General features: G+C 68.4%; 14 protein-coding genes. 11 read left to right on the top strand and 3 right to left on the bottom strand.

Annotated features, from left to right (window positions below; translation table 11 throughout):
* The 9 genes from ACFTZB_RS26090 to ACFTZB_RS26050 form a co-directional block, all read left to right on the top strand.
* Positions 1–777, top strand: a 777-nt coding sequence (locus ACFTZB_RS26090; RefSeq protein WP_378435505.1) for a glycosyltransferase, incomplete at its 5' end; no start/stop codon positions are given.
* A complete protein-coding gene (locus ACFTZB_RS26085) occupies positions 761–2,554 on the top strand; it encodes a serine aminopeptidase domain-containing protein (RefSeq protein WP_378435503.1) in 1,794 nt (597 codons plus the stop codon). The genes ACFTZB_RS26090 and ACFTZB_RS26085, both read left to right, overlap by 17 nt.
* Before the next feature lie 2 nt (positions 2,555–2,556).
* Positions 2,557–3,930, top strand: a complete 1,374-nt coding sequence (locus ACFTZB_RS26080) for a lipopolysaccharide biosynthesis protein (RefSeq protein WP_378435501.1) — start codon at positions 2,557–2,559, stop codon at positions 3,928–3,930.
* A gap of 37 nt (positions 3,931–3,967) precedes the next feature.
* Positions 3,968–5,158, top strand: a complete 1,191-nt coding sequence (locus ACFTZB_RS26075; RefSeq protein WP_378435499.1) for a hypothetical protein — start codon at positions 3,968–3,970, stop codon at positions 5,156–5,158.
* A 2-nt stretch (positions 5,159–5,160) separates the two neighbouring features.
* A complete protein-coding gene (locus ACFTZB_RS26070; protein WP_378435497.1) occupies positions 5,161–5,832 on the top strand; it encodes a DUF998 domain-containing protein in 672 nt (223 codons plus the stop codon).
* 31 nt (positions 5,833–5,863) lie between these two features.
* On the top strand, positions 5,864–6,661 hold the full coding sequence (locus ACFTZB_RS26065) for a glycoside hydrolase family 16 protein (RefSeq protein WP_378435495.1): 798 nt from the start codon (positions 5,864–5,866) through the stop codon (positions 6,659–6,661).
* Positions 6,654–8,762, top strand: coding sequence for a hypothetical protein (locus tag ACFTZB_RS26060; protein ID WP_378435493.1), 2,109 nt, complete (start codon positions 6,654–6,656; stop codon positions 8,760–8,762). The genes ACFTZB_RS26065 and ACFTZB_RS26060 overlap by 8 nt, the downstream gene beginning before the upstream one ends.
* A gap of 56 nt (positions 8,763–8,818) precedes the next feature.
* Complete coding sequence (locus ACFTZB_RS26055; protein ID WP_378435491.1) at positions 8,819–9,658, top strand: glycoside hydrolase family 16 protein; 840 nt, start codon at positions 8,819–8,821, stop codon at positions 9,656–9,658.
* A 416-nt stretch (positions 9,659–10,074) separates the two neighbouring features.
* Positions 10,075–14,043, top strand: a complete 3,969-nt coding sequence (locus ACFTZB_RS26050; protein WP_378435507.1) for a diguanylate cyclase domain-containing protein — start codon at positions 10,075–10,077, stop codon at positions 14,041–14,043.
* Positions 14,044–14,061: 18 nt separating this feature from the next.
* Here the strand turns inward: ACFTZB_RS26050 and efeB are convergent, their stop codons facing one another.
* From efeB to efeU, 3 genes are read right to left on the bottom strand one after another with little or no spacing between them, the layout of a single operon-like run.
* Positions 14,062–15,342, bottom strand: a complete 1,281-nt coding sequence (gene efeB / locus ACFTZB_RS26045; RefSeq protein WP_378435489.1) for an iron uptake transporter deferrochelatase/peroxidase subunit — start codon at positions 15,340–15,342, stop codon at positions 14,062–14,064.
* 2 nt (positions 15,343–15,344) lie between these two features.
* Positions 15,345–16,484 carry an iron uptake system protein EfeO gene (gene efeO, locus ACFTZB_RS26040; RefSeq protein ID WP_378435487.1) on the bottom strand — a complete coding sequence of 380 codons (1,140 nt, stop codon included), beginning with the start codon at positions 16,482–16,484 and terminating at the stop codon, positions 15,345–15,347.
* A gap of 16 nt (positions 16,485–16,500) precedes the next feature.
* Positions 16,501–17,436 (bottom strand): iron uptake transporter permease EfeU, encoded by a 936-nt coding sequence (gene efeU, locus ACFTZB_RS26035; RefSeq protein WP_378435485.1) that lies wholly within the window; start codon positions 17,434–17,436, stop codon positions 16,501–16,503.
* 245 nt (positions 17,437–17,681) lie between these two features.
* On the opposite strand from efeU, the gene ACFTZB_RS26030 reads away from it, so the two are divergent.
* Both ACFTZB_RS26030 and eno read left to right on the top strand, forming a co-directional pair.
* On the top strand, positions 17,682–18,452 hold the full coding sequence (locus tag ACFTZB_RS26030; RefSeq protein ID WP_378435483.1) for a lytic transglycosylase domain-containing protein: 771 nt from the start codon (positions 17,682–17,684) through the stop codon (positions 18,450–18,452).
* A 177-nt stretch (positions 18,453–18,629) separates the two neighbouring features.
* The gene (eno, locus tag ACFTZB_RS26025; RefSeq protein ID WP_015889582.1) at positions 18,630–19,916 is read left to right on the top strand and encodes a phosphopyruvate hydratase; all 1,287 of its coding nucleotides are present in this window, start codon (positions 18,630–18,632) and stop codon (positions 19,914–19,916) included.
* Positions 19,917–20,079: the final 163 nt, after the last annotated feature.

The raw sequence follows: 20,079 nt of genomic DNA, 5'->3' as shown, positions 1-20,079 counted from the left end.
GTCCGCGCGGCCCCCACCGAGATCGTCGCGTTCCCCGACGACGACGTCGTCGTCGACCCGCACTGGCTCACCGAACTGGTGGCCGGGTTCGGTGCAGGGAACGCGGTGGCATGCGTGTGCGGGATCGTCCCGAGCGGTGAGATCCGCACACCCGCGCAGGCGTACTTCGATCAGCGGGTGGGGTGGGCGAGTTCCTGCGCCCCCCGGTTGTTCGACCTCGCGCACCCACCCGCCGATGTGCCGCTCTTCCCCTTCCAGGTCGGGATCTACGGCACCGGTGCGAACTTCGCCGTCGATCGGCAGGCCGTGTTCGCGCTCGGCGGTTTCGACGAGGCACTCGGAGCGGGAGCCCCTACCGACGGCGGTGAGGACCTCGACATGTTCTTCCGCGTACTGCACTCAGGGCGGCAGCTGGCGTACCGGCCGGGGGCCGTCGTGTGGCACCGGCACCGCGCGGACAACGAGGCGCTCGCCGTTCAGGCGCGCGGCTACGGACTCGGACTCGGTGCCTGGCTGGCCAAGATCGCGGCAAACCCGCGCACCGCATGGCTCGCCGTGCGCATCGCGGTGCGGCAGGCGCCGACGTTTCTCCACCTGTCGCGGAAGATGTCCCACGTCGCCACCCCGCCGGACGGCCTCGCAGGCCACCTGCCGGCGGGGATCGGAGCCACCGAGCTGCGCTCCATCGCACGCGGACCGTTCGCCTACCTGAAGGCCCGCATGGAGGGCCGGGATCCGGCGCCGATGAAAGGGGTGACCCATGACGGCCCGTCCTGATCTCGCAGGCACCGAGTCCGGCGCGGGTCGCGCCGACGGCACCCGCTTCGCCACCTGGTTCGGAACGGACGACGCACCGCTGTTCGGCGTCGTCGACCTTCCCGCCGACGGCCGGTGCCGCGGTGCCGTTGTTCTCTGCCCGCCGATCGGCAAGGAACAGGTCGACTCGTATCGCGCAATGGTGTATCTCGCGCAGCAATTACGCGCGCAAGGTCTGTTGGTGCTGCGGTTCGACTACCGCGGCACAGGTGATTCTCCGGGCTCCCAGGACGATTCCGACGCGGTCGCCGGATGGCTCGACAGCACCCGGCGGGCAGTCGAGTACGTCCGCAGCTGCGGCATCACGGATGTCGGACTGGTCGGCCTTCGGGTCGGCGCCCTCCTCGCCGCACAGGTCGCGGCGGCGTGCGGTCCGGTGCGGGCCGTGACCCTGTGGGATCCGGTGATCCGTGGTCGCGGCTACCTGCGCAAGCAGACCGCGCTCCACCAGATGGTGGTCGGCCCGGACGACGAAGGCGATCCGCGCGTCACCCTCATCGGCGCGGTGCTGGCGCCGGCCGCGGCGTCGGCGCTGTCCGCGATGAGCCTGCGCGCGGCGACCCCGCCGCCCGGCGCGAAGATCCTGATGGCGTTGCGCGAGAGCGACGTCGATTCCGTCGGGACACGCGAGACCGTCGCCGCCTGGAACGCCGAGACGTTCACCGTCCGCGACTACGAATCGTTCCTCGAACCGGCGGACTTCACGGTCCGGCTCCCGTTCGGCGACATCGATCGGATCGCCGAATGGATGTCCGCATCCTTCGGCGACCACCGCACCGGAACCACACTCGAACTGCGCGCCACCGCCGTGGTGGATCGGACCGTCGACGGCAGGCAGGTCGTCGAGACGCTGGAGTTCGCCGGCGCGTCCGAGCTCTTCACGATCCGCACATCCGTCGACTCCGGGCGGGGAGCGAGGCCCGACGCTGCGGAGCCGACGGTGATCTTCCACGGCACGGCCAACGAGCACCGTGTGGGTCCGGTCCGGCTGTGGGCCGAGACCGCGCGCGAGCTGGCGGCGCACGGGATCGTCAGCGTTCGCTTCGATCGTCGCGGCACCGGCGACACCGGCCTGGTGCAGCACGGCGAATGCACCACCATCTACACGGACGAATCCCGGGACGACGCCGTCGACATCATCTCCGTCAGCGGGGCACAGCCCGGCTCGGTTGTGCTCGCCGGGATGTGCTCGGGTGCCTGGAATTCGAGCTACGCCGCCCTCCGGCGTCCCGTCCGGGCAGTGGTCCTGGTCAACATGGCGGACTGGACCATCACCCGTAAGGCGTTCGTGAAGCAGTCGACGATGGACACCGACCGGACGCCCCTGGCGGGTGCAGCGCTCGCGCTGCTCCATCGGCACGCGGCGACGGCGAAGAAGTACCTGCGGCTGTGGATGCCGTACCGCGGCTGGTTGTGGCTCGGCCGGGCCGGGCTGCTGCAAGTGCCCGAAGTCATGCTCGCTCCGCTCAACGAACGCGGCGTGCACACCACCGTCCTCCTCTCACCGATCGACTACGCCGCGTTCGTCGAGAACCACGGCGAGCGCAGCCTTCGCCGATTGCGGCGCGCCGGCTGGAACGGACGACTGGTCACGTACCCGACCGGCGATCACTCGCTGTACAGCACCGCCCTGCGGGACAGGGTCCTGCGGGACCTCCTCGCCACCGCTCTCGGCGAATTGACCGCGGACCGTGTCGACGACGCCCGTGACGGTTCCCGGCCGGAGTTGGCGGGATAGCCATGGGAGCCCCGACAGCGACGCAGTCGCAATTGCACGCCAGACATCGCGCCGAGCAGCCCACGCGCTCGGCAGGGCGGAATCTGCAGCTCAACTCGATAGCACTGATGCTGTCGAGTGTGGTGACCGGTGTCCTCGGCCTCGCGTTCTGGGGCGCGGCGGCGCGGTTGTTCCCCGCCGACCAGGTGGGGGTGGCGTCCGCGCTCATCTCGACGGCGATCATGCTGTCGACGCTGTCGAATCTCAGTCTCGGCTCGATGTTCGAGCGCTTCCTGCCGGTGGCCGGTCGCCGCGCGGGACCGCTCCTGGTCAAGGGTTTTGCCGCCGTGGCCACACTCGCCTTCGTGTCGGCTGTGGGGCTCATCGTCCTCGGCCCGCGGGACACGCTGTTCGAGAACAATCTGGAAATCGCGATCTATCCGGTGTTCGTCGTCGTCCTCGCGCTCTTCGCGCTCCAGGACCAGACCGTCTCCGGCCTGGGCGTCGCCCGCTGGGCGGCGTCGAAGAACGTCTTCCACGCGCTGGCCAAACTGCTGGCGGTCGTCGTGCTCGCGGCGTCGGGTTCGGCGCTCGCCATCGTCGCGTCCTGGGGAGTCACCGCGGCGATCGCCGTGGTGGTCCTGCTGACGGCGATGGGGTTGCGCATCCGGTCCGACCCCCGATACCGGCAGGAACCGGCGCTGCCCTCGAACAAGGAACTCGGGGTGTACTTCGGTTCCTCGTACGGCATTTCGGCGCTGGGGGCCATTGCCCCGCTCGTCGTCCCGCTGATCGTCGTCACCCGGGTCGGTACCGCGGCGAACGCGTACTTCGCAGTGACGTGGTCGATCGTCAGCGCCCTCTACATCATGGTGAACCTCATGGTGGGTCCGTTCGTGGCCGAGGCCGCCGCGCATCCGGACAAGATCGTCAGCCTGTCCCGCCGGTTCGTCCGCACCATCGCCGTGATCGCGGTGGTGGGCGGGCTCGGTCTGGCCTTCGTCGCCCCGCCCGCGCTCGGATTCATCGGTGCGGAATACCGTGCGGAGGGAACACCTCTGCTCCATCTCGCCGCGGTGTTCGTGCCCCTCGCCGTCATCGGCGCCGTCTACGACGGTCTCGCGCGGGTGTACCGCCGGCTGACCCTCGCCGTCGTCACCCAGTGCCTGGCCACGGTGGTGATCATCGTCGGCAGCCTGATCTTCAGCGCGTCCGTCGGCGTCGCGGGGGTGGGCTGGGCGTATCTCGCCGCCGAGACACTCACCGCCGTGATCCTCGCCGGACCGCTCATCTCCTGGCTCCGCCGACTCCAGAACCGCGCCAGGTGGGAGCGATGGCTGGCGAAGAAGAGCGTGAACCAGAAACCGATGTGGCAGGTATCCGATGTCGATGCATAGAGCGAGCTCCCGCGACCTGATGCGGAGCGGCAGTCGCATGATCACCGCGATCGGTCCGGTCCGCCTGCCGAGCATCGGCGAGATCCGGGACACGCTGACCGTGCTCGCGCACGCCGGGGGACGCCGCACCCCGATCGGGCTCGTCCCGGCCACCGAGTCACGACGGTGGGAGCACCGACCGCAGGACTTCCTCGGGAACGTCCGGCAATTCGGGCCGTGCACCCGAGAGGAGGTGCCTCGGCTGCTGACCCGGCTGGCACGCGCGGACGCATCCGCGTCCCCGCTGAACGTCGCGGTCGCGGGTGACTTTCTCCTGCTCGACATCTCGCACGGACTCGGTGACGGCCGGCTCGCACTGGCCCTCGTCCGTGCTGTCGCCGGCGGACGCAGCGGGACGCCGGTCCCCGAATGGGCCCGGACACGTGACAGCGCACTGCCGCTCGCACGCGCCCTGACCCGGACCTTCGCGACGTCCCCCGCCCGCGTCGCTCAGCTCCTCGAACCCCGGCCCTCCACCACACACGAGGCCGGTCCCGTCCAGACCGTGCCCTGGTGCAGGTCGCCCACTGCGGTGGTCGAGTCCGCCGTGTCCGGAACCACCGCGGAACTCCGTCGCTGGCGTGATCGGGAACTGCCCGGGGCGTCGGTGTCGTCGTTGCTGTTCGCGGCCGTCGCGCGGGCGATGCGCAGTCGCGGTCTGACGGTCGACGACAAGGTCGACGTCCTCTTCGACTGCCGCCGCTACCTCCCGGGCAGTGCGACGGTGAACGGAAATTTCGCGGCCGGAGTGCGGTTCGCGCTGTCCGACCCCGGAGATGCGGGCGAGATGAGTGCGGCGATCGCGCAGGCCACCGCGTCGGGCAGGCCGCTCGCCTCGCTCGCACTCAGCATCGCCAAGTTCCGCAGGCGCATGCGTGCCGGTACGGCGCACACCGAGACCGCGCACGTCGCGGCGACGCCCCGGGTGAGGCTCGTGTACTCCGACATGGGGGAGGCCGCACTGCTGGCCGATCTCGACTGGCACGACGAACCCGGCCGGCGGATCGTCACGGCGCTGAGCGAGCCTGCCGATCCGGCGTCGATCGTCTTCACCTCGGTACGCCGCGGTCCCGAACTCGACGTGTCGGCATCGCTGCACGACAACGTGTTCGACCCCGAACTCGTCCGCGACGCACTCGCCGACGCCCTGTGCGACCCACTGTCTCTCCTGTCTCGAAGGATTGTCTAGCCATGCCCTCACACGTCCTGGAGACATCGAAGCGAACCCCGCTGTACCTCACTGTCGCCGTGCTGCAATTCTTCGTCGTCGAATTCCTCGTCGCCGGAACCTGGCGCGGTCACTACAGCTACTCGGCCAACTTCATCAGCGATCTCGGTGTCCCGTTCTGCGGCACCGACGGCACCGCGCCGTGCAGCAGGACGTCGCTGCTGATGGACGCGGCGTTCGTCGTGGCCGGTGTCGCGTATGTGGTCGCCGCCGTTCTCTGGTACCGCATCGAGCGGGTGCTCCCGCTCGTTCCGGTGGTGTTCCTCGTGGTGGCCGGAATCGGCGGAGTGGTCGTCGGTCTGGCGCCGTCGAACACGCACTGGGAGGTGCATTCCCTCGGCGCGACGCTGTTCCTCATCTTCGGCAGTCTCTTCACGCTGACGACGGCGCTCACCGTGTGGCCGCAGATGTCGGGCCCGGCCACGTACGTCGCCGTCGCGTTGGGGGTGCTCGGACTGGTCGGATACTTCTGTTTCACCTACTCCTGGGACCTCGGTCTCGGTGTCGGCGGCATCGAACGGGTCGCGGCGTACTCGGCGATCCTCGGCTTCGTCGTGTGCGTCCACCTCGTGACACAGCTGCAGTCCGTTCGACGTTCGGCTGCCGTCCGGGTCGGAGACAAAGCCGGTGCATAGACAGCTGAAGCGTCCACGCAGAGCACGCGCCGTGTCGTCGGCTGCGGTGTTCCTCGCGTTCGCCTGCGTCGGCGCCACCGGGTGGTACGCGTCGAACGATGTCGCGCAGGCATCCGGGACGGGCGAGTCGGTGCTCATGTTCGACGATTTCGTCGGGGCCGCCGGAACCTCGCCCGACCCCCGGTACTGGGGGCGCGCAGTCGGGGGAGGAGGCTGGGGCAACGACGAGGCACAGGTCTACACGGACGATCCCGCCAACTCCCGGATCGACGGCGAGGGCAACCTCGTGATCGAAGCCCGCCGCGACGGATCCGGCTACACGTCGGCACGGCTGGTCACCCTCGACCGCTTCGCCTTCCAGTACGGACGTGCCGAGGCCCGCATCAAGTTGCCGACGGGGCAGGGCCTGCACCCGGCGTTCTGGTTGCTGGGCACGGACGTCGACCGCGTGGGCTGGCCGCAGTCGGGGGAGATCGACGTGATCGAGACGATCAACGACGCGTCGTTCCACCACAGCGCGCTGCACGGCCCGTCCGCGGACGGCACACCCTGGAATCTGAATGCCGAAGGCAGCGAGAACGTGTCGGACGATTTTCACGACTACTGGGTGGAGCGGTCGCCGGACCGGGTCACGTTCGGCATCGACGACGCCGTGACGGGCGACTTCTCGCGTGCGGACCTGGATCCGGGGCAGGAGTGGGTGTTCGACAAGCCGTTCTCCCTGTTGCTGAACGTCGCTGTCGGCGGACGGTGGCCCGGCGACGTCGGAGCCGACACGACGTTTCCGGCCACGATGCTCGTCGACTGGGTGAAGGTGACCGATGAGTGATCTCCTCAGTGCGCAGCGCCTCGACGCGCGAACTCCGGAGCTGTCCGGGTACTACGACGTCGCCGCCCTGGCGTCGGCGGTGGCGGGACTGGCATCGCTCGCACCCCTTCCGTCGCCGGTCAGCGCCGTTCTGCTGACGATGTTCGTGCTGAGCGGCCCGGGTCTCGCGATCGTGACGTGGTTGCGGATACCGGTCGCCGCGTCGGTCGCGGCCGTCCCCGTCCTCGGGCTGTCGGTGGTGACCGCCGCGACGACCGTCCTGGCCTGGTTCTACCGCTGGCCCGCCACCGGTCTGCTGCTGGTGATGGTCCTGGCCGTCGTCGCGTCCGCGCTGCGGCATCGGTGGCACGACACCGGCGCCGGCCCGGTTCGCGTGGTCACCCTGCGGCAGGCGCGGTTTCGGCTGTCGCAATGGGCGCACGATGCCCGCCGTCATCGACCCCTGATTCTCGTCGCAGTGGGCCTCGCACTGTGGGTGGCCGTGCTCTTCGGGCTCGGCACCACCGAGTACTCACAGTTCGGTCTGCTGTTCGTCGGGAGCGGGCCAGGGCTGGTGGTGTGCGCGCTGATGATGGTCGGCGCGTTCGTCTGGGCTCTCCGCGAGAGGGCTGTCGGGACCGCTGCCGCCGCCGTGCTCGGTGTGATCGTGGTGGAGCGGCTCACCCCGACACTCGTCACCGACGTGCCCATCTACGGGTGGACGTACAAGCACCTCGGCGTGGTCGACTACATCCAGCAGTTCCAGACACTGCCACCCAAGGGTGTCGACATCTACGGTGAGTGGCCGGGCTTCTTCACCGCATTCGCGTGGTTCGGCGACATCACGTCGGCGGACATGATGTCCGTCGCCCACTGGTTCGCGCCGGTGATCCACGTGTTGCTGGCGATCGTGATCGCCGCGATCGCCCGGCTCCTCGGATTCGACATGCGGGTGGCACTGACAGCCGCGATGGTGGCGGAACTCGCCAACTGGGTGGGGCAGGACTACTTCTCGCCGCAGGCCATTGCACTCGTCATGGCGCTGGGTGTGGTGGCGCTCCTGGTCGTGTCGACGGAGCACCGATCCGCGGCGTACCTGTCGATCCTCGTCTTCGCCGCCCTGGTGCCCACCCACCAGCTGACCCCCTACTGGCTGTTCGGCGTCACGGCGGCGCTGGCGGTGACGCGGAAGATCCGTCCGCGGTGGCTTCCCGTGCCCTACTTCGCGATCCTCGTCGCCTATCTCGTACCGCGGCTCGACATCGTGGCACCGTACGGGCTGCTGTCCGGTTTCAACCCGGTCGACAACGCCGCCAGCAACGTGACCGCCGTCGGCACGTTCGGGAAGATCTTCACCTCCGCCGTGTGCCGTTCCCTGTCCGCGGGCATCATCCTGCTCGCCGTGGTCTGCGCCATCCTCCTCTGGCGGAGCAAGCGACCCGCCTGGATCGCGACCGTCATGGCGTTCAGCTCGTTCGCGCTGCTGGCGGGTCAGAGCTACGGAGGTGAGGCGATCTTCCGGGTCTACCTCTACGCCGTGCCCGGCTGCGCGATCCTCATCGCACCGATTCTCGTGGACGCGCTCACGATCAGGTACCGGTCCGGATTGCTCCGCCGAGTAGTCCCCGTCGGGCTCGCGAGCGGATTGGCGTACGTGACATTCGCGGGCCTGCAAGGCTATTACGGGCTGTGGTCGCTCGTCGTCGGATATCAGTCCCAGGTGACGTTCGCGGAGGACATCCTCGCGAACGAACAGCCACCGGCGACGATCATGTCGCTCTATCCCGCGGGTCTGCCCACTCGGGTCAGCGCCGATTACATCAAGTTCGCCGTCGTCGACAAAGATTTCGATCAACCCCTGCTGGCCTTGCCTCCGACCTTGCTGGAGGGTTTCCCGCACGGCGGCCAGATCGAGATGCTCACCGCGGACGCGGCGGAACGCGACGGCGACACGTATCTCGTGTTCAACACGCAGGGCACGGCCGCCATCCGCTACTACGGTTATCTACCGGACGGATCCGTCGACAACTTCGAAGACCAATTGCGATCCAGCCCCGACTGGTCGGTGTCCGCGCAGGACGACAACAGCACGATTTTCCGGTACACGGGACCGCGCCGGTAACGGTCACGTCGCGTATTCGGTCACGACCAGTCGGGGCGGGCGCTTAGCATCGGCACATGCAGCGGATGCGGTCGGCCCTGTTCGACATGGCGTTGACGTGCTCGGTGGCGCTGTGCGCGCTGTCCCTCACCCCGGCTGTTGCCGCCGCCGCGCCCGGCGGTGGAGGCGTCCGGACCGCCTACCCCGGATACACCGTGATCGGCAGCGACGAATTCGACGGACCCGCAAATGCTGCACCCAATCCGCAGTTCTGGGGGTACGACCTCGGAGGCGGCGGGTGGGGCAACAACGAGAAACAGGTGTACACCGACTCCCGCCAGAATTCGCGACTCGACGGCAACGGTCGTCTCGTCGTCGAGGCGCGCAGAAATGGTGGCGGTTTCACGTCGGCTCGGCTGGTGACCCGCGGAAAGTTCGAGTTCACGTACGGGGTGATCGAGGCACGGATACAGGTGCCGTCCGGCCCGGGAATCCATCCGGCGTTCTGGACGCTCGGGAGCAACATCAACAGCGTCGGGTGGCCGGCCTGCGGCGAGATCGACATCCTCGAGGTGATCGGGGACGGTTCGCGATACCACGCGGGAGTGCACGGCCCGACCGTCGGCGGCGGACACTGGGAGCGTTCGACGGACGGCTCGATCGGCGCGAACCTCAGCGCGGGTTTCCACGACTACGCCCTGATCAAGGCGCCCGGCCGCATCTCGGTGGGCATCGACGGGAACATCGTCGGCACCGTCACCACAGCGGACCTCCGTCCCGAGGAACGCTGGGTGTTCGACGCCCCCGCGTATCTCCTGCTCGATGTGGCCGTCGGCGGGAGCTGGCCCGGCCCGGTCACGTCGTCGACGCGCTTCCCCGCCACCATGCTGGTGGACTGGGTGAGGTTCTCCCAGTGACGTCCGAGACCGGCGAATTTTCGGTGTGAATAGAATCGACTTCATGGCCGTGTCGAACTCCGAGTGCCGTTGCGGCCACCCATTCGCCGCTCACGAGCACTACCGTAAGGGCACGTCCTGTGCGATCTGCGACTGTCCGAAGTTTCGGCGGCCGTTGCCCCGGTTGATCCGGAAGCTCGTCGGCCGCTGACCGCGCGGAATTCGCCCGGAGACGGCCGCCCTCGCCGAGCGTCTCGTCGCTCCGGCCTCGGTGTCGCCTTCCTGCCGTGCGACGGTATAACATACTTCAAGTATGTATAACTGCTGTATTGCAGTACGTGCATCGTGTAAAAATGGGCATCTAGAAACTTTGTATCCGATTACGCAATGAACGAATGCGTGCGCAGGTGCGGCAGACGGCAGTTCGGGTGGTGGCGATGGGACGTCGGACAGCCGAGCGAGCGGGGACCTCGTCGACTGCCGAGGCCGTGTGGCGAGGCGGTCTGGGGGCGGTCGCCCTCGTATTCGCCGTCCCGGCGCTGCTGTTGGCGCTGGCTCTGTGGCGGGGCTGGGATGGAGCGTTCGCGACGATCGTGGTCGCCGACGGGAGCTTGCTGGTGTTCGCGGTGGTCGCCACCGGGTGTGCCGTCAGGGCTGCCTGGGTGGGGCGTGGCGTGGGGCGCAACAGCTGGCTGGCGTTGGCGGGCGGGCTGGCGGCCTGGTCGGTCGGCCAAGCCATCTGGTGCTACTACGTGGTGTGGCAGGGAAGCGATCAGATACCGTTCCCCTCCTCGGCGGCTGCGGCGTACCTGCTGTTCCCGGTCGGCGCGTGCGCGGCACTGTTGCTGTTTCCGGTCGGTGACAGTGGGCAGTCCCGGACCCGGCTGATCCTGGACGGAATCATCGTGGCCGGTTCACTGTTCGTGGTGTCGTGGGCGAGCGTGCTCGGCAGCGTGTACCGCGCCGGGAGCGACACACCCGTCGCCCTCGTGTTGTCCCTCGCTTATCCGGTCGCGGACCTGGTGATTGCGACGATGGCGATCGTGGTGCTGACCCGAGCGCGGGCTGGGCAACGCCTGACCCTGGGACTGCTGTGCATCGGGATCATCCTGATGGCGTTGTCTGCCAGCGCAGTCTCCTACCTGACCGCAATGGGCACCTATCACAACGGCGGTGTGACCGACCTGGGCTGGGTGGCCGCCTTCGTCGCGATCGGCCTGGCGGCGCTGTCGAGTACCCGAGCACCGTCACCCGAACCGGTTCCGGTGCAGATTTCGTCCCGGGCGCGGTTGTGGTTGCCGTACATTCCGTTGCTGCTGGCTGTCGGTGTCGGCCTCCAGCGGGAGTTGCCCAGCCTGGGCTCCGGGCCGATTCCCGCGGCGATCGTGGTCCTGGTATTCGCCTTGCTGACCCGGCAGTTCATCGTGTTGGCCGAGAATCGTCGGCTGTTGCTCACCGTGGCCCGGCAGGCATTTCGCGACCCCCTGACCGGGCTGGCGAACCGTGCGTTGTTTCTCGACCGGCTCGACCAGGCCGTGCAGCGCCGGCGGCGGGAACGGACACCGATCGTGGTGCTGTGCGTGGACCTCGACGATTTCAAGACAGTGAACGACAGCCTCGGTCATCCCGCAGGGGACGAGTTGTTGATTCGCGTCGCCGAACGGCTCACCGGATGCATGCGGAGCACCGACACGGTGGCCAGGCTCGGAGGTGACGAGTTCGCTGCGCTGGTCGAAGGGAGCGTCGAGGACGCACTGTCTGCCGCGGATCGTGTACTGGAGGCATTCACCCCGCCGTTCGTCATCGACGGTGTCGCACTGTCCATCCGCCCCAGCATCGGGCTCACCATCGCCACGTCCGACGTCCCCGACGTGACGACCGAAAGCCTGCTCAAACAGGCCGACCTCGCCATGTATGCGGCCAAACGCTGCGGTGGTGGGTGCCTGCGCAGTTACGTGCCGGACCCGGTCGACCCCGGCGAGATCGAGGAGCTCACCGACGTCGACCGCCCGGCACACCGTCCCGTCGTCAGCCCCGTCGAAGCCGCACACACACCGCGGCATGCGCGTCCCCCGGCCGTGCCGGGAAGCGACAGCGTGCCGGCGGCGACGATCGGACATCGCCTGCCACAACCGATTCGGGCGAACTGGGTGTCGCCGTCCGACCCGTCGCGGTGCGGCGTCACGGTCCGGCTCGGGATGCTGCTGATCGGTGGGGTTCTGTTGGGGATCTCGCTCGGGTCGCAGGATCAAACCGGGTGGAGAGTGCTGCACGAGGTGTTCTACGACGGACTGGCCCTGAGTGCCGCGCTTGTCGTCGCTGTTCGTGCATGGTGGGTACCGACCGAGAACCGAGCGTGGGCGCTGATCGCGCTGGGCATGACGAGCTGGGCTGTGGGCGACGTCCTGGCGACGTCGTGGGTGCCCGAGGGCCCGTCGCCCTCGGCGGCCGCTCTGCTGACGTTGGCGTTCTACCCACTCGTGTATGCCGGGCTGGTGGTGCTGCTGCGCGCACGGGTGGGGCGGCTACCGACCGAGATCTGGTTGGACGCCGTCACCGCGGGGTTGACGCTGGCGGCGCTGGAGGTTGCCCTCGCATTCGGCCCGATCGACACGGTGGCGGGCCAATCGCCCGCCACGGTGATCGTCGGGTTGGCCTACCCGGTGGGGGACGTGCTGCTGCTGACACTCGCAGTCGGGGCGCTCGCGGTGCTGGGGTGGCAGGCCGAGCAGCGGTGGGCGCTGCTGGTCGCGGGGTTCGTGCTGTTCGCGGTGGCCGACACCGCGTACCTGTTCCGAAGTGCTGCCGGACACGATGTGGAGGTATGGCTCGATGCGCTCCCACACCTCGCCGTACTCCTCGTTGCCGTGGCGAGCTGGCGAGCCCCGGGCCGCGAGAAGACGGGTCGGCTACCGGGACCGGCCATCTGGGTTCCCCCGCTGGTGTGCACCGCCGCTGCAGTGGGGCTGCTGATCCTCGACCACGATGCGCGACTGCCGCGGCTCTCGGTGGTGCTGGCAGCGCTCAGCCTGGTCGCGGTCGCGGCCCGATTCGCGGTGACGTTCCGGCACGTGGTCGTCCTCGCCGGCAGTCATCGCGAGGCGAGCACCGACGACCTCACGAACCTGGCCAATCGGCGGGCGATCGTGGCCGCGCTGACGGCCGCGTACGACGACCAGGCGGCGCAGCCGACGGGGCACCACAACCGTCCGGGGCCCGGTCCTGGTCTGCTGCTGATGGATGTGGTCCGCTTCAAGGAGATCAACGACTCGTTCGGACGGCACGTGGGCGATCAATTGCTGCGGCAGGTGGCGGACCGGCTGTCGCGGTCGGTGCGACCGGGTGATCTGCCGGCACGCCTCGACGGGGACGCGTTCGCGGTCCTGCTGCCGGCGGGGACCGATCTCACAGGCGCCCGGGCCCTGGCGGGCCGTGTCCTCGAGGCATTTCGCGAGCCGTTCGACCTCGACGAGGTCACGGTGCGTATCGAGGCGTGCATCGGGATCGCCCTCTGTCCACGACACTGCACCAACCCCCAGGACTTGCTGCAGTGTGCGGGGGTGGCGGTGTATCGCGCCAAGTGCTCCCGCCGCACGATCGCCGTGTACGACGCCGGCGAGTACCAACGCAGCATCGAGGAGCGGCAGACCGTCGACGAGCTGCGCACCGCAATCGCCGGTGGCGAGCTCACGTGCTACTACCAGCCCAAGGTCAGTGCCTGCGACGGCCAGGTGCACGGCGTCGAGGCACTCGTCCGGTGGGAGCATCCCCTCCGCGGCCTCCTCCTGCCGGACGAGTTCCTGCCTCAGGCCGAACAGTCCGGACTGATGCGGCCACTGACGACGAGAGTGCTGGAGCTTGCGCTGGGTCAGGCTCGGAGCTGGCTCGATCGCGGTATATCGCTGACCGTCGCAGTGAACCTGTCGGTCACCAATCTGCTCGACGTCGACCTGGTCGCCGAGATCAACCGGCTCCTGGACGACCTTCGGTTGCCCGCCGACACACTGATCCTCGAGATCACCGAAAGCGTCCTGATGACCGATTACAGGCGTGCCAGGAGGGTGGTCGAAGCCCTGCAAGGGCTGGGAATCGGATTGTCGATCGACGACTACGGCACCGGCTGGTCCTCCCTCGCGTACCTGCAGGACCTGACCGTCGACGAACTCAAACTCGACCGGGTCTTCGTCGCGCGCCTCGCCAGCGACCCCCGGTCGGTCGCAATCGTGCGTTCGACGGTGGAGCTCGCGCACAGCCTGGGTGCGTCGCTGGTCGCGGAAGGTGTCGAAGACGAGGACACCCTGCGGGCCCTGCGCCGGTACGGCTGCGACGTCACCCAGGGCCACTACCACGGCCGGCCGTTGCCGCCCGACCAACTCGACCTTCGGTTGATCGGCGGGCACCGGTGACGCGAGGCGTCGTCCCGGCTACGTGAACAGACCCTGACCCCAGTGCTGCCCCTCGGCGAGACCGGGCGGGCAGGCGAAGAGTGCGGAACCGACGTGCTGGATGTACTCGTTCATCGCGTCGTTCCTCGACAGGTTCAGCTGCATCGGCACGAACTGTTCCTGCGGGTTGCGGCAGTAGGCGATGAAGAAGAGTCCGGCGTCGAGGTGGCCGAAACCGTCGGAGCCGTCGGTGAAATTGTATCCGCGACGCAGGATCTGGATGCCGCCCAGTTCCTGCGCGGACGCCAGCCGCACGTGGGCGTCGACGTCGATGACCGGGTCGTGCCCCTTCTTGGATTCGAGGTCGAGTTCGTCGAACTCGGTCTTGCCGCTCAGGGGAGCGCCGCTGCCCTTGGACCGTCCGATCACGCGTTCCTGCTCGCCGAGCACGGTGCGGTCCCACTGCTCGATGAGCATGCGGATCCGCCGCGCCACGAGGTACGTGCCGCCGCCCATCCACGCCTGGTCGTCGCCGGAGGCCACCCACACGTTCTGGTCGACGACGTCGGTTTCCTCCGCCTTGATGTTGTTGGTTCCGTCCTTGAACCCGAACAGGTTCCGCGGGGTGTCCTGGGTGGTGGACGTGGACGACGTGCGGCCGAAGCCGAGCTGCGACCAGCGGACCGAGGCCGTCCCGAACGCGACGCGCGCCAGGTTGCGGATGGCGTGCACGGCCACCTGCGGGTCGTTGGCGCACGCCTGGATCGCGATGTCGCCGCCGCTGCGCGCCGGATCCAGGTTGTCCGCCCGGAAGTGCGGAAGTTCTTCGAGCGCCGCGGGTTTCTTGGACGCGAACCCGAATCGGTCGTCGAACAGTGAGGGCCCGAATCCGATGGTCAGCGTCAGCTGGGACGCCGCCAGGCCGAGCGCCTCCCCGGTGTCGCTGGGCGGAACGTACAGGCCGTCGCCGATGGCCCCGTCCGGTGTGGCCTCCTCGCCGGCGGTCATCCGCTCGGCCATGACGGTCCATTTCTTCAGGAGAGCCTCGAGTTCCTCCCGGGATTTCGTGGTGACGTCGAACGCCACGAAATGCATCCGGTCCTGGGCCGGCGTCACGATGCCCGCCTGGTGGTCGCCCCGGAAGGCGACGACGTCGGCGTGCGACAGCGGCGGTTCGGCGGCGGTGGCGCGCCCGACCAGTGCACCGGCGCCTGCCAGGGCGGCTCCCGCCCCGACGGCGCCGAACAGACGTCGTCGGGACATGCCCTTGCGCTCGTCCACCGTGGTGGTCGTGTCGGTCGTACCGGTCGGATCAGTCATGATCATGCGCCTGCTACCACGCCCTGAACCTGGCTGACCTCGGCCGAGAGGGCGTCGATCTTGCGCGAGAGTTCCTGGCGCTGTTGTTCGTTGACAGTGTCGTAGAAGGCGAACCCGTCACCCTGGCGGTACTGGGCGAGTTCGGCATCGAGGTCCGCGAAACGCTGGGTGATGTTCGCGGACAGTTCGGGATTGCGTTCGTCGATGATCGGCTGCAGTGCGGCGACCGCTGCTTGCGAGCCGTCGACGTTGGCCTGGAAGTCCCACAGGTCGGTGTGCGAGAAGATGTCTTCCTCACCGGTGATCTTCGACGTCGAGATCTCGTCGAGCAGCCCCTGCGCGTCGCCGGCGATCTTGGTGGGGTCGATCGTGTAGTCCTCGGCGTTCACCTGGTCGGCGAGATACTGGACGTCGACGACGAGTTGGTCGGCGATCGCGTTGGTGTCGGGCTGCGGACCGGTCACCCACAGGTCCTTCTCGAGCCGGTGGAAACCCGTCCACTCCTGCCCGGGTTCGAGGTCGGCCTCCCGCAGATCGAGTTTGGGGTCGAGTTCGCCGAAGCTCTCCGCCTCGGGTTCGATGCGCTCGTAATACGTGCGGGAAACGGGGAACAGGGCCTTGGCCTGATCGATGTTGCCGGCCTTCACGGCGTCGACGAACTGCTGCGTCGTGTCCTGGAGGGCGACGACCTGACTGCGGATGTAGCGGCGGTAGCCGTCTGCCGCCTCGGCGAGCTGTCCGCTCTCGTCGGAGGCGCTCATCGAGTCGCCGGTGACGGTGAAGTCCTGGCGGATGCCGTTGCCGACCATGCCGGGCTTGCACGCGAGCTGGTAGGTGCCGGCGTCCGGCAGGGACACGATGAGCTGGCGGGTGAGCCCCGGACCGATGTTCTCGACCTCACCCATCGCCCGGTCGCCCTCGGCGTACACGTAGAACTCGGTGACCTTGCTGCCGTTGTTGGTGACCTGGAACGTGCTGTTTCCGGTGGTCCCGGAGTCGGCGCTGACGTCGCAGGTCTCGTCGCTCGCGGTGACGGTGATGTCGTCGGTGCTCGCCGTCGACTTCTCGGTACAGCCTGTGAGGGCCAGCGGCAGCACGGCGACCGAGGCGAGGGCGAAGGTGGATCGGCGCATGGTCTTCATGGGCGGAAGTTGCCTTTCACGAAACTGTTTCGTCGGGTGAGGGGGAGGCAGTGCGCTCGGGGGCCGCGGAGGCCGTCGGGGGTGCGGAGGTCGCGGGTGCGCGTGTGGGCGCGGAGACTGGCCGGAGGAACAGGAACAGGACCACGACGACGTACACGACCCAGGCGACGGCCTGCAGGACGGTCGGGTCGGGCCGGAAGTTGAAGATGCCGGCGAGGACGGTGCCGTACCAGCTGGAGGCGTCGTATCCGCCGGAGATGTCGAACGCGAGTGCGGAGCCGCCGGGCAGGACGCCACCGACCTGCAGAGCGTGGATGCCGTACCCGAGGATTCCGGCGGCGACGATGATCAGGAAGATGCCGGTGTATTTGAAGAATTTCGCGAAGTCGAGGCGGACGGCACCGATGTACAGCAGCACGGTGAGGGCCGCTGCCGCGACGATGCCGAGCAGGAGACCGACGAGGGGCCACACACTGCCTGCGGTGTTCTCGGCGTACCCGACCATGAGGAGCGCGGTCTCGACACCTTCTCGGCCGACGGCGAAGAACGCGAGCGTGAGCACGGCGATCGGACCGGCGACCAGTGCCTTCTCCATGCCGGCCTTGAGGTCGTGGGAGATGGTCCGCGCGGCCTTCCGCATCCACAGCACCATCGTGGTGACGATCGCGACCGCGACGAGGGAGGCGACGCCGGCGATGATCTCGGCGGTCAGTCCGGTGACGGTGGAGGTTCCGTAGTGGATGACGAGGAAGATCGCCGCCACCATCGCCACGGCGATGCCGACGCCGAGCCAGACCCATTTGAGTGCGTCCTTGCGTTCGGCTTTCACGAGGAATGCGGCGAGGATCATGACGACGATGCCCGCCTCGAGACCCTCGCGCAGACCGATCAATCCACTGCCGAACAGCTGCGTGGCGATCGACGGCGCGGTCCCTGCGGCGAGAACTGACATGCACACTCCTGATCGAGGCGGGTCGAGCGCGAGTGACCGGCAAGGTTGGGTAGGCAACCTTGCGGTAGGCAAGGCGAACCTTAGCCCTGTGGAAAACATACACCGCGTGAATGCGTCCGAAGAACCCCTCACCAGCACTTTTACAACTCTTTACCTTCGATGTGTTGCCGTGCCGTGACCCGTATTCGGGGTGGAAGCCGTCTCGCCTGGCCGGGATCGGCGAGTTCGGTGTGGATGATGGAGACGTGAACCGATATCCCGCGCGGCCGACACGTCGTTCCCGATGGCCCGGACCGCTGTTCGCTCTGCTCGCGGCGACAGTGGTCGTGGCCCTCGCCTACGGTGCGTGCTCGCGGGAGCAGCAACCGAGGATCGCCGTACCGGAAGGCATCCCACCCGGTCCCGGTGCGGCGACCCCGCCGATCGACATCAACGCGCCGGGACGGTCCGCGGATCAACTGCACGAGTGGTCCGCCGGACTGGCCGACTCCATCGGCGTCGGAAACACCGCCCTCGAGGCGTACGGCTACGCGTCGGCCGTGATGGCCGAGACGAAACCCGAATGCGGGATCGGGTGGACCACCCTCGCCGGAATCGCCAGCGTCGAGAGCCGGCACGGCACGCACGCCGGTTCGACGGTCGGGCCGACCGGGCAGGTGACGCCCGAGATCCGGGGCATCCCGCTCGACGGCGGACCCGGCGTCGCCGAGATCCCCGACACCGACGGCGGGGCGATGGACGGCGACCCGGTGCACGACCGCGCCATGGGTCCCCTGCAGTTCATTCCCGAGACGTGGAAGAGGTGGGGTGTCGACGCCAACGGTGACGGCGTGGCCGACGCCGACAACATCGACGACTCGGCGTTGACCGCCGCCCGCTACCTGTGCGAGCGGGGCGGCGACCTCACCTCGGGGGAAGGCTGGCAGTCGGCTCTGATGGCCTACAACCTGTCGGGGGAGTACCTCACCCTGGTGCGCGACCGGGCGTCCGCCTACTCGGTCGGGGTGCGCCCGTAATCCTCCCACCACCGCTTCGTGACCTGATCGACGTCGTTTCGCTAGGCGCCGCGCGGGCGGATCGCCGTCGGCGGGGCGCGCCATCCCGCGCCGCTTTCGGTGTGCCGTTACGCTGTGTCCTGGCACGATCGGACCGGTCGGTGCACAGTGCGAAGCCCATATAAGGAGAATCAGCAAGTGTCCATCATTGAGCAGGTCGGAGCCCGTGAAATCCTCGATTCCCGTGGTAACCCCACGGTGGAGGTCGAGGTGCTGCTCGACGACGGAAGTTTCGCTCGCGCCGCGGTTCCGTCGGGTGCCTCGACCGGTGAGCACGAGGCCGTCGAACTCCGTGACGGCGGTGACCGGTACAACGGCAAGGGTGTCGAGAAGGCCGTCGAGGCCGTCCTGAGCGAGATCGCTCCGGCCATCATCGGCATCGACGCCACCGAGCAGCGGACCGTCGACCAGGCCCTGCTGGACGCCGACGGCACCCCGGACAAGTCGCGTCTGGGCGCCAACGCGCTCCTCGGCGCGTCCCTCGCGGTCGCCCGCGCGGCCGCCGAGTCGTCCGGGCTCGACCTCTTCCGTTACGTCGGCGGCCCCAACGCCCACGTCCTGCCCGTCCCGATGATGAACATCCTCAACGGTGGCGCGCACGCCGACACGGGTGTCGACGTCCAGGAGTTCATGGTCGCCCCGATCGGTGCCGCCACGTTCAAGGAGTCGCTGCGCTGGGGCGCCGAGGTGTACCACGCCCTCAAGTCGGTGCTGAAGGAGAAGGGCCTGGCCACCGGTCTCGGTGACGAGGGCGGCTTCGCCCCCGACGTCGCGGGCACCAAGGAAGCCCTCGACCTGATCAGTCTCGCCGTCGGCAAGACCGGTCTCGTGCTGGGCACCGACGTGGCGCTGGCACTCGACGTCGCCGCCACCGAGTTCTACACCGACGGCACCGGCTACAAGTTCGAGGGCAGCAACCGGACCGCGGACGAGATGGCGGCGTTCTACGCAGAACTGGTCGACGCCTACCCGATCGTGTCCATCGAGGACCCGCTGGACGAGGACGACTGGGACGGCTGGGTCGCGCTGACCGATCAGATCGGCAACAAGGTCCAGCTCGTCGGTGACGACCTGTTCGTCACCAACCCCGAGCGTCTGGAAGAGGGCATCGTCAAGGGCGCCGCGAACGCGCTGCTCGTGAAGGTCAACCAGATCGGCACGCTGACCGAGACCCTCGACGCCGTCGACCTCGCGCACCGCAACGGCTACAAGACGATGATGAGCCACCGGTCCGGCGAGACCGAGGACACCACCATCGCCGACCTCGCGGTCGCCGTGGGCAGCGGTCAGATCAAGACCGGCGCCCCCGCACGCAGCGAGCGCGTCGCCAAGTACAACCAGCTGCTGCGCATCGAGGAGAACCTGGGCGACGCCGCCCGCTACGCCGGCGAGGTCGCGTTCCCGCGGTTCGCGTTCGAAGGCTGACGTTCGACCGTCGAGTGAGGGGTGTTGGGGTAGGTGGCACAGCGCGGCAGGCCGCGGTCGTCCGGAGCAAGTCCGGGCGGCCGTGGCACCGGGCGTGGTGAACGGGCCCGCGGAAGCCGCGCGGACGGCGCTCCCGGAGCGCGACGCCCCCGCACCACCAAGT

This window comes from Rhodococcus sp. NPDC057014 (assembly GCF_042673295.1).
In the GTDB taxonomy this organism is placed as follows: Bacteria; Actinomycetota; Actinomycetes; order Mycobacteriales; family Mycobacteriaceae; genus Rhodococcus_F.
This window is presented reverse-complemented; position numbering and strand designations above follow the sequence as displayed.